General features: G+C 65.1%; 10 protein-coding genes. 6 read left to right on the plus strand and 4 right to left on the minus strand.

The genetic code is table 11. The annotated features are described in order from the left end of the window. Positions 1 to 18: 18 nt before the first annotated feature. From I6F38_RS16670 to I6F38_RS16685, 4 genes are all read right to left on the minus strand, one after another. On the minus strand, positions 19 to 624 hold the full coding sequence (locus I6F38_RS16670; RefSeq protein WP_225161096.1) for a K(+)-transporting ATPase subunit C: 606 nt from the start codon (positions 622 to 624) through the stop codon (positions 19 to 21). Between the two features lie 113 nt (positions 625 to 737). After that, positions 738 to 2,849, minus strand: coding sequence for a potassium-transporting ATPase subunit KdpB (gene kdpB / locus I6F38_RS16675; RefSeq protein ID WP_225161097.1), 2,112 nt, complete (start codon positions 2,847 to 2,849; stop codon positions 738 to 740). A 23-nt stretch (positions 2,850 to 2,872) separates the two neighbouring features. Continuing rightward, complete coding sequence (gene kdpA, locus I6F38_RS16680; protein ID WP_225161098.1) at positions 2,873 to 4,576, minus strand: potassium-transporting ATPase subunit KdpA; 1,704 nt, start codon at positions 4,574 to 4,576, stop codon at positions 2,873 to 2,875. Between the two features lie 119 nt (positions 4,577 to 4,695). Next, complete coding sequence (locus tag I6F38_RS16685) at positions 4,696 to 4,785, minus strand: K(+)-transporting ATPase subunit F (RefSeq protein WP_016846764.1); 90 nt, start codon at positions 4,783 to 4,785, stop codon at positions 4,696 to 4,698. Positions 4,786 to 5,287: 502 nt separating this feature from the next. On the opposite strand from I6F38_RS16685, the gene I6F38_RS16690 reads away from it, so the two are divergent. The 6 genes from I6F38_RS16690 (at position 5,288) to I6F38_RS16715 (ending at position 9,689) form a co-directional block, all read left to right on the plus strand. Continuing rightward, entirely contained in the window at positions 5,288 to 5,752 is a 465-nt protein-coding gene (locus tag I6F38_RS16690) for a hypothetical protein (protein WP_225161099.1), read from the plus strand. 13 nt (positions 5,753 to 5,765) lie between these two features. After that, the gene (locus I6F38_RS16695; protein ID WP_028332704.1) at positions 5,766 to 6,041 is read left to right on the plus strand and encodes a hypothetical protein; all 276 of its coding nucleotides are present in this window, start codon (positions 5,766 to 5,768) and stop codon (positions 6,039 to 6,041) included. A 174-nt stretch (positions 6,042 to 6,215) separates the two neighbouring features. Beyond that, positions 6,216 to 6,470, plus strand: coding sequence for a hypothetical protein (locus I6F38_RS16700; RefSeq protein ID WP_057015086.1), 255 nt, complete (start codon positions 6,216 to 6,218; stop codon positions 6,468 to 6,470). A 7-nt stretch (positions 6,471 to 6,477) separates the two neighbouring features. Beyond that, positions 6,478 to 7,407 (plus strand): 4-hydroxy-tetrahydrodipicolinate synthase, encoded by a 930-nt coding sequence (gene dapA / locus I6F38_RS16705; protein WP_225161100.1) that lies wholly within the window; start codon positions 6,478 to 6,480, stop codon positions 7,405 to 7,407. 114 nt (positions 7,408 to 7,521) lie between these two features. Continuing rightward, on the plus strand, positions 7,522 to 8,931 hold the full coding sequence (locus tag I6F38_RS16710) for a nodulation protein NfeD (protein ID WP_225161101.1): 1,410 nt from the start codon (positions 7,522 to 7,524) through the stop codon (positions 8,929 to 8,931). Then, positions 8,928 to 9,689 carry a slipin family protein gene (locus I6F38_RS16715; protein ID WP_092085654.1) on the plus strand — a complete coding sequence of 254 codons (762 nt, stop codon included), beginning with the start codon at positions 8,928 to 8,930 and terminating at the stop codon, positions 9,687 to 9,689. The genes I6F38_RS16710 and I6F38_RS16715 overlap by 4 nt, the downstream gene beginning before the upstream one ends. Positions 9,690 to 10,007: the final 318 nt, after the last annotated feature.

Here is a 10,007-nt window from a genome sequence, read left to right on the forward strand (position 1 = left end):
GAGGGGCAGCCTACTCCCCTATTTCGGCTTTGCCGCGTCGAGCGCCAGGTTGAGCGCAAGAACGTTAACACGGGGCTCGCCGATCACGCCGGCGAAGCGGCCCTGCGTGTTCTGCGTCACCAGCTCGCGCACCGCGTCCTCGGACATGCTGCGCGCCTTGGCGACCCGCGGCACCTGGAACAGCGCAGCGTCCGGCGAGATGTCCGGATCGAGCCCACTGCCCGACGTGGTCACAAGATCGACCGGCACGCTGGCGGACGGGTTCTCCGCCTTCAGCTTCTCGACATCATCCTTGACCCGGTCGTTCAGTGCCTTGCTGGTCGGGCCGAGGTTGGAGCCGCCGGAATTGGCCGCGTTGTAGGGCGCAGGCACCGTCTTGGAGGAATCGTTCGGATCGGGCGCGACCGTCGCCGACGGCCGGCCATGGAAGTATTTATCTTCCTTGAACTCCTGCCCGATCAGGGCGGAGCCGATCACCTTGCCGTTCTGCTCGATCAGGCTGCCTTGCGCCTGCCGCGGGAAGATGACGCCGGCGATGCCGGTGATGGCGAGAGGATAGGCAAGGCCCGTGATCGCGGTCAGCAGGACCAGCACGAGGATGGCGGGGCGGATTTCTTTCAACATGACAGGTCTCCTAAATCTCCTTCGTCATTGCGAGCGAAGCGAAGCAATCCATGGATCGGCGTAACGGATGGATGGATTGCTTCGCTTCGCTCCTCACAATGACGGCTACACGGTTAAGCCAGGCCCAGAGCGGCGACGACGAGGTCGATCGCCTTGATGCCGATGAACGGGATGATGATGCCGCCGAGGCCATAGATCATCAGGTTGCGGCCGAGCAGCGCGCCGGCACCGACCGCGCGATACTTGACGCCCTTCAGCGCCAAGGGAATCAGCGCGATGATGATCAGCGCGTTGAAGATGATCGCCGACAGGATCGCGCTCTGCGGGCTCGCCAGGTGCATCACGTTCAGCACCTGGAGCTGCGGATAGAACGCGAGGAACATCGCCGGGATGATCGCAAAATATTTTGCGACGTCGTTGGCGATCGAGAACGTGGTCAGCGCGCCGCGGGTCATCAGCAGCTGCTTGCCGATCTCGACCACCTCGATCAGCTTGGTCGGGTTGGAATCGAGGTCGACCATGTTGCCGGCCTCGCGGGCGGCCTGCGTGCCGGTGTTCATGGCGACGCCGACATCGGCCTGCGCGAGCGCCGGCGCGTCGTTGGTGCCGTCGCCGCACATCGCGACCAGCTTGCCCTTGGACTGCTCGTCACGGATCAGCTTGAGCTTGTCCTCGGGCGTTGCCTGCGCCAGGAAGTCGTCGACGCCGGCCTCGGCCGCGATCGCGGCCGCGGTCATCGGATTGTCGCCGGTGATCATCACGGTGCGGATGCCCATGCGGCGCAGTTCGGCAAAGCGCTCGCGGATGCCGCCCTTGACGATGTCCTTCAGGTGCACGACGCCGAGCAGCTTGCCGTCCTTGGCGACGGCCAGCGGCGTGCCGCCGGCCTTGGCGATCTCGTCGGCGATCGATTGGATCTCGCGCGCTTCGGCGCTCATCGTCGCCGCGACCGCGCGGACTGTGTTGCCCGAGGCGACGGTGCGGGGCGAGCCGCCGTCGACATAGGCGAGGATGGCGTCCACCGCGCCCTTGCGGACCGACGACGTGCCGGCATCGATGCCGCTCATGCGGGTCTGCGCGGTAAACGGCACGAAGGTCGCGGCAAGCTCATGCATGTCGCGTCCGCGGATGCCGTATTTCTCCTTGGCCAGCACCACGATCGAGCGGCCTTCCGGCGTTTCGTCGGCCAGCGAGGCAAGCTGTGCCGCGTCGGCGAGGTCCTGCTCGGCGACGCCGCGGATCGGACGGAATGCGGTCGCCTGGCGGTTGCCGAGCGTGATGGTGCCGGTCTTGTCCAGCAGCAGCGTATCGACGTCGCCAGCAGCTTCCACCGCGCGGCCGGACATCGCCAGCACGTTGAAGCGCACCAGGCGGTCCATGCCGGCGATGCCGATCGCCGATAATAGCGCGCCGATCGTGGTCGGGATCAGCGTCACGAACAGCGCCACCAGCACCACGACCGAGATCGAGCCGCCGGCATAGGCCGCATAGCTCGGGATCGTCACCGTCGCGAACACGAAGATGATGGTGAGGCCGGCCAGCAGGATGTTGAGCGCGATCTCGTTCGGCGTCTTCTGCCGCGCGGCGCCCTCCACCAGCTTGATCATGCGGTCGATGAAGGTCGAGCCTTGCGCTGCGGTGATGCGGACGCGGATCCAGTCCGACAGCACCTGGGTGCCGCCGGTGACCGCGGAACGGTCGCCGCCGGACTCGCGGATCACAGGTGCGGATTCACCCGTGATCGCGGCTTCGTTGACCGAGGCCACGCCTTCGATCACCTCGCCGTCGGACGGGATGTTGTCGCCGGCCTCGACCAGCACGACGTCGCCGACCTTAAGCGAGGTGCCCGGCACCATGCGATAGGTCCGGTCGGTGCCGGTCAACAGCTTGGCCTGGCTCTCGGTGCGGGTCTTTTTCAGCGATTCCGCCTGCGCCTTGCCGCGACCTTCGGCGACAGCCTCGGCGAAGTTGGCGAACAGCACCGTGAACCAGAGCCAGAGGATAATCTGGAAGGTGAAGCCGAGATTGGCGCTGCCGGTGACGAGGTCGCGGACGAAGATCACCGTGGTCAACGCGGCCACGACCTCGACCACGAACATCACGGGGTTCTTCGCCATCAGCCGGGGATCGAGCTTGACGAAGGCCGAGCGGATCGCCGGCACCAGGATCTTCGGGTCGAACATGGTCGACGCCGTCACCTGCTTTTGCAGTCTTGTGGTTTCCATGGTTGTCACTCCGGACAATTCGATCAGAACAGGGTGTTGGCGTTCATGGCGAGGTGCTCGACGATCGGCCCGAGCGCCAGCGCCGGGAAGAAGGTGAGACCGCCGATGATCAGGATCACGCCGATGACGAGGCCGACGAACAGCCCGCCGGTGGTCGGGAACGTGCCCGCCGAGGCCGGGATGGACTTCTTCTCGACCAGCGAACCTGCAATGGCCATCGCCGGCACGATCATGAAGAAGCGGCCGACGAACATCGCGGAGGCGAGCGTCAGATTGTAGAACAGGGTGTTGCCGGTGAGGCCCGCGAAGGCCGAGCCGTTATTGCCGGTGGCCGAGGTGAACGCGTACAGCACCTCGGTGAAGCCGTGCGGGCCCGAGTTCGCCATCGAGGCCACCGCTGACGGCAGTACCACGCCGACCGCGGTCCAGCCGAGATACATCAGCGGCAGCACCAGGATCGCGAGCATCGCCATCTTGACCTCGCGCGCCTCGATCTTCTTGCCGACATATTCCGGAGTGCGGCCGACCATCAGGCCGGCGACGAAGATCGCCAGCACGACGAACAGCAGCATGCCGTAGAAGCCGGCGCCGACGCCGCCGATGATGACCTCGCCGAGCTGCATGTTGATCAGCGGAATCATGCCGCCGAGCGCGGTAAAGCTGTCATGCATGGCATTGACCGCGCCGCAGGAGGCCGCAGTCGTGACGACGGCGAACAGCGAGGACGCGACGATGCCGAAGCGGACCTCCTTGCCCTCCATGTTGCCGCCGGTGAGACCGAGCGCGTGCAGCGCCGAGGTGCCGTTGGCTTCCGCCCAGTAGGTGACGGTGACGCCGGCGACGAACAGGATGCCCATCACGGCGAAGATCGCCCAGCCCTGGCGCTCGTTGCCGACCATGCGGCCGAACACGTTGGTCATGGCGGCGCCGAGCGCGAAGATCGAGACCATCTGCACGAGGTTCGACAGCGCGGTCGGATTCTCGAACGGATGCGCGGCGTTGGCGTTGAAGAAGCCGCCGCCATTGGTGCCGAGCATCTTGATCGCGACCTGCGAGGCCACCGGCCCGAGCGCGATGGTCTGCTTGCTGCCCTCCAGCGTGGTGGCGTCGACATAGGCGCCGAGCGTCTGCGGCATGCCCTGCCAGACCAGGAACAGCGCATAGACGACGCAGATCGGCAGCAGCACGTAGAGCGTGCAGCGCGTGACATCGACCCAGAAATTGCCGACGGTGCGCATCGACGAGCGGGTGAAGCCGCGGATCAGCGCCATCGCCAGCGCGATGCCGGTCGCCGCCGACAGGAAATTCTGGTGGGTCAGGCCGACCATCTGGACCAGATAGGACAGCGTGCTCTCGCCGCCGTAGTTCTGCCAGTTGGTGTTGGTGATGAAGGAGATCGCGGTGTTGAAGGAGAGGTCCTCAGCGACCGCCGACTGTCCGGCCGGGTTGAACGGCAGCACCGCCTGTAGCCGCATCAGGCCGTAGATGATGGCGAAGCCGCCGACATGGAACAGCAGCATGGCGACCGTATAGGTCAGCCAGTGCTGCTCGCGCCGCTCGTCGACGCCGCCGACCCAGTAGATGCCGCGCTCGACCGGGCGCAGCACGGGCGACAGGAAGGTGCGCTCGCCGTTGAACACGCGGGTCATGTACCAGCCGAGCGGTTTGACCAGCGCGGCAACGATCGCGCAGAACAGAATAATTTGAATCCAGCCGATGACGGTCATTGCGTCAAACCTTTCGAATGGGAGCGAAGCGCAGCATCGACGCGAACAAGCCGAGCAACAGCCCGGTCAACATCGCGTCGGCTAACAGAATTGTGCAAAGCGCTGACATCGCGGGCCGCCTAGAAGCGTTCGGGCCGCAGCAATGCGTAAGTGAGGTAGAACAGCAGGCCGAGCGAGACGAGGCCGGCGAGCGAGTAATCGAAGATCATCGTCGCCTCCGTTACAGCCGTTCGCAGGCGTAGGCGTAGCCGATGCCGGCCGCGAAGAAGCCGATCGCAAGCGCCGCCATGAGAATGTCCATCATGTGAGACTCCTATGCGTCACAGGGCACGGGCCATTGCATAGGCGTCCCGCGCCGGATGGCCGTGAGGTGCCATCCGGGGCATAGGTTTTCGAGAGGTGGCGAATAAGGACGTTATAGGAATCCTATAAGTGCCACGAGCTGCGCAGCCGTCGTCCCGGCGAAGGCCGGGACCCCATAACCACAGGGCCGAGTTTTGCGATGGCTGGGGCCCCAACCTCATCTCACAAGCAGCTTCGGTGGTAATGGGTCCCTCCTGGCCTTCGCCAGGACGACAGCTTGGTCTTTATGGAATCCCTATATCTCCGTCCCCCGCCTCATCTCGTTTTCAAATGGCAGTCCGGCCATTTTGAGCCTGCGGCCAATGCCTTGAGCTTGGCTTCCTGGGCCGCGCAAGACGAGATGACGCCATGTCAGTGCTTTCCCAGAACACCTCCATCGATCTCGGCGAACGGCTGCGCGACGCCTATGCGGTGACAGCCGAATTCATGGCCGACATCATCAGCCAGACCTGCCGGCGCTTTCCCTCGGTCGGACAGAGCGGCAAGACCCGCCGGGTCGAGCGGCTGATCCAGTCGGGCGCCTGGACCGACGCCGCGATCGCGCTGCTCGATCTGGAACTGCCGCAATGGCAGATCCGCCGCCTGGTCTATGACGAGGGCGAGTGGCACTGTGCGTTGTCGCGCGAACGCGAGCTGCCGGACTGGCTCGACCAGTCGATCGAGACCCACCACACCGATCTTGCGCTCGCGATCCTCAGCGCCTTCGTCGAGGCGCAGCGCATCTCGACGTCCGATAGCCGAACCAGCGTGCCGACGGTCCGTCGCGACACGCGCGCGCTGTACGAGCCGCTGTTCGTCGACAATATCGGCTGACGGCGGCACGACCGTGGACACCAAACAACTGCCGCGGCAGCTGCAGTCGGTCCAGGTCATGGTCCGGTTCGGCTTCCGGCTTGCCATCATGATCGGCTTTGCCGTGTTCGCCGGCGCCGGCTTCGGCAAGGGCCTCGTCACGCTGTTGTGGATGTCGGCCGTGATCTGCGCCTTTGCCGGGATCGCCAAGCGCGAAATGCCGTTTGCCGCAAACCTCAACCACTGGGACGAGATGACCGCCTATGTCGCGCTGTGCGCGCTCGGCACCGGCATCGTCCAGCGCCTCTAGACCATCCTCACAAATCCTATGCAGCTCCTATGAATTCGCTGCTTGCACGCGCTCGATTTCATATCCCGCAAATCAGACATTGATCGCGTGACCGTGACTGAAGCGTTTTCGAGCGAACCGGATACCGGTCCGCGTGAGGAAAACACGTCAGAAACAAAAAGAAGGACCACCACCGTGAAACTCGTCGAACCTCCCTCGTGTAGCGCCGCGTCCACCGTCGTCTTCATCGGCCGCAACCATCGCGGCCAGTGGGTCGCCCAGCAACAGAACGGCCTCTATGGCGGCCTGTTCGTCAACCGCGCCCAGGCCGTCAAATACGCGCTGTTCGAGAACGGCCAGCATCCTGAAATGATCGTCGAGCTGTCGCGTGAGATCGAGCTCGATATGCGCGGCGAGACCGCGAGCTTCCCCGCAATCCGCGTGGCGTGAGCCACCCATGACTTGGCAAACGGCTGCGAAAGCCGACACGGCCAGATGGCTGTCGGGCTTCATCCCCGATCTTCCGACCCCCTTCAACCATCGGAGCGAGATCGACGCGGAGGCGTTCGGCCGGCTGTGCGAGCGCCAGATCGCGGCCGGCGCCACCGCGCTGGTGGTCGGCGAGACCGCAGGTGAAAGCGCGACGCTGGAGCCCGCGGAACGTGCGCAGCTGGTCCGGATCGCGGCCGGCGTCGCGCGCAAGCGGGTTCGCATCATCGCCGGCGCCGGATCGAACGCGACCGATCGCGCCGCCACATTCACCCGGGCCGCGGAAGCGGCCGGCGCCGATGCCGTCATGTCGGTCGTACCCTATTACAACAAGCCGATGCCACGGGGCACGGCGGCGCATTTCGACGCGGTCGCCGCGGCCACCACGCTGCCTGTCATCCTACACGACATTCCGTCGCGCACGGTGAAGGGCCTTGCCGACGAGACCCTGCTCGAGCTCGCCGCATCGCCACGCTTCGTGGGTTTGCGCGACGGCAGCGGTGACGTTGCCCGGCTGGCGCGCCTGCGCTCACGCCTGCCGGCGACGTTCCGGATGCTGACCGGCGACGAGGCTTCCTCGCTGGCCTGGCTCGCCGCCGGTGGCGATGGCTGCATCTCGGTCGTGACGAACGTCGCGCCCGATCTGTACGTGGCCGTTCACAGGCATTTCCGCGAGGGACGGTTGTATCAGGCGCGGGAGTTGCACCAGCGGCTGGTGCCGCTTGCGACCTTGCTGGAGCGCGAGCATCCCGCCGCATTGAAGTTCGCGCTGGCGCTTCTGGGATTCATGCCGCCGACGACGCGACTGCCGATCGTGCAATTGAACGGGTCGGCAAAGGCCGAGGTCTCGCAGGCGATGGCTGAGCTTGCCGACGAGTACCTCGCAGCCGCGCATTGAGATTTGCCGACCCGACATAACCCATCGCAATGCACAATGCGATCAGCACACGGTGCCCGTGACACGGCGCCAACTTGAGGTTCCGAAACGGCGCCCCATATCCACGGCAAGGGAGTGCTTGCCGTGCACACCACCTTCAAGGCGGCCCTCGTTGTTGCGACCGTCCTGGTCGCTCTGGTTGTCTCCATCCGTCCCGGTCCGGCCGCGGACAACAGCCATCTTGCCCTGACCATTTCAATCGACGGGGCAATCGGGCCGGCAGCGGCCAGCTACGTCAAGGACGGCCTGGCCAAGGCCGCCGAGCGCCACGCCGAGGTTGTTATCCTGCGTTTGAATACGCCGGGCGGCCTCAGCACCAGCATGCGTGAGATCATCGCCGACGTGCTGGCTTCGCCCGTTCCCGTGGTCGGCTACGTTGCGCCATCCGGCGCCCATGCCGCGAGCGCCGGGACCTATATCCTCTATGCGACCCATCTCGCGGCCATGGCGCCCGGCACCAATATCGGCGCCGCGACGCCGGTGCAGATTGGCGGCCCGATACCGGGGCTGCCGGGCAGCACCCCGGACAAGGGCGGCAAGGACCAGAAGGACGGCGGCCATCCGTCGGAAGCCAAGGATGCCATGACGGCGAAGGTGACGAATGATGCCGTTGCCTTCATCCGCAGCCTCGCCGAATTGCGCGGCCGCAATGCCGACTGGGCCGAGAAGGCGGTGCGCGATGCCGCCACCCTCTCCGCCAACGCCGCGCTGCAGGCCAACGTCATTGATCTCACCGCACGCGATCCGGCCGACCTGCTCAGGCAGGTCGATGGCCGGACCATCGAGCTTCCCGGCGGCAAGACGCAACGCCTGGCGACCACGGACACCGCGATCGAGGCCATCGATCCCACCTGGATCGCGCGCGCGCTCGCGGTCATCACCGACCCCAACATCGCATTCATTCTCCTAATGGTCGGCATCTACGGCCTGATCTTCGAGTTCATGTCGCCCGGTGCCGTGGCGCCCGGGGTTGTCGGGACGATCTGCCTGCTGCTCGGTCTCTACGCACTCAACATGCTGCCGATCAACTACGCCGGCTTCGCCCTGATGCTGGTCGGGATCGCGCTGCTCGCAATCGAAGCCTTCAACCCGACCGTCGTGATTGGCCTCGGAGGAATCGTCGCCTTCGTGCTTGGAGCAGCCATGCTGTTTCGGATCGAGGCGCCCGGATACCGGCTGTCATGGCCGGTCATCGGCATCGTCGCCGCGATGTTCACGGGGCTCATTCTCGTCGTGCTCGGCGCGCTCCGCCGCGCGCGCAAGGGCCCGGTGCGGATCGGTGCGCAAGCCATGCGCGGGCTATCGGCCGAAGTGCTCGACTGGTCCGAGACCACGGGTCACGTCTTCACCAACGGCGAACGCTGGCAAGCGCGCAGCACCGAGACATTCACGGCGGGAGACACGGTCGAGGTCGCCAACATCATCGATTTGACGCTGGTGGTACGGCGCACGCCGGCCTCCCCCGGCGAAGGAGGTACAGCATGATGCTTGATTATTTCACCTATGCGGCGATCGCGCTGCTGATCATCGTATTCCTGACCCAGGCCGTGCGCGTGCTGCGCGAATACGAGCGCGGCGTCATCTTCACGCTCGGCCGTTTCACCGGGGTGAAGGGCCCGGGGCTCATCATCCTGATTCCGGTGGTGCAACAGCTGGTGAAGGTCGATCTCAGGGTGGTGGTGCAGGTGGTGCCGCCGCAGGATGTGATTTCGCGCGACAACGTCTCGGTCAAGGTCAACGCCGTGCTCTACTTCCGCATCGTCGATCCCGAGCGCGCCATCATCAAGGTCAGCGACTACTTGGCTGCGACCAGCCAGCTTGCGCAGACCACGCTGCGCTCGGTGCTCGGCAAGCACGAGCTCGACGAGATGCTGGCGGAGCGCGACAAGTTGAACGCCGATATCCAGGAGACCCTCGACAGGCAGACCGACGTCTGGGGCATCAAGGTCACCGGGGTCGAGATCAAGGATATCGATCTCAACGAAACGATGGTGCGCGCGATCGCCAAGCAGGCCGAGGCGGAGCGGCTGCGGCGCGCCAAGGTGATCAACGCGATGGGCGAGCAGCAGGCCGCCGAGAAGCTGGTCGAGGCCGGCCGGATCCTCGCCCAGGAGCCGCAAGCGATGCAGCTGCGCTACTTCGCGGCGCTGCACGACATTGCCGGCGAGCGCTCCTCGACCGTGGTGTTCCCGCTGCCGATGAACCTGCTCGATCATCTGGCGCCGCGACGTGAAGCGACGTGAACTGGTTTGCTAAAGCTTGATGAGATTGGGCTGTGTAGCGACTACGACGGCACCGCGCTCCCTCTCCCCGCTCTTGCGGGGAGAGGGTTGGGGTGAGGGGCCGTCTCCGCTTGCACGGTGACAGCTGCGTTTGCGGGGGCTCCCCCTCACCCGGAACGCATCTAACGATGCGTTCCGACCTCTCCCCGCACGCGGCTCTCGTATGCACACATCTTGCTAGGCGATTTGATTGCTGATTCCGTGGGTTGAGTGATGATTCACGGAGCGTTTGATGTTGGGACTGGAATTTGGCCTGGGGCGGTTCGGCGACCTGCGGCT

This window comes from Bradyrhizobium sp. BRP56 (genome assembly GCF_020194035.1).
Taxonomy (GTDB): Bacteria; Pseudomonadota; Alphaproteobacteria; order Rhizobiales; family Xanthobacteraceae; genus Bradyrhizobium; species Bradyrhizobium australafricanum.

Bases quoted from the DNA above. Each gene is read 5' to 3' on its own strand.
- kdpB (WP_225161097.1), bottom strand. From the start codon at position 2,849: ATGGAAACCACAAGACTGCAAAAGCAGGTGACGGCGTCGACCATGTTC.
- kdpA (WP_225161098.1), bottom strand. From the start codon at position 4,576: ATGACCGTCATCGGCTGGATTCAAATTATTCTGTTCTGCGCGATCGTT.
- I6F38_RS16715 (WP_092085654.1), top strand. From the start codon at position 8,928: ATGATGCTTGATTATTTCACCTATGCGGCGATCGCGCTGCTGATCATC.
- I6F38_RS16685 (WP_016846764.1), bottom strand. From the start codon at position 4,785: ATGATCTTCGATTACTCGCTCGCCGGCCTCGTCTCGCTCGGCCTGCTG.
- I6F38_RS16690 (WP_225161099.1), top strand. From the start codon at position 5,288: ATGTCAGTGCTTTCCCAGAACACCTCCATCGATCTCGGCGAACGGCTG.
- I6F38_RS16670 (WP_225161096.1), bottom strand. From the start codon at position 624: ATGTTGAAAGAAATCCGCCCCGCCATCCTCGTGCTGGTCCTGCTGACC.
- dapA (WP_225161100.1), top strand. From the start codon at position 6,478: ATGACTTGGCAAACGGCTGCGAAAGCCGACACGGCCAGATGGCTGTCG.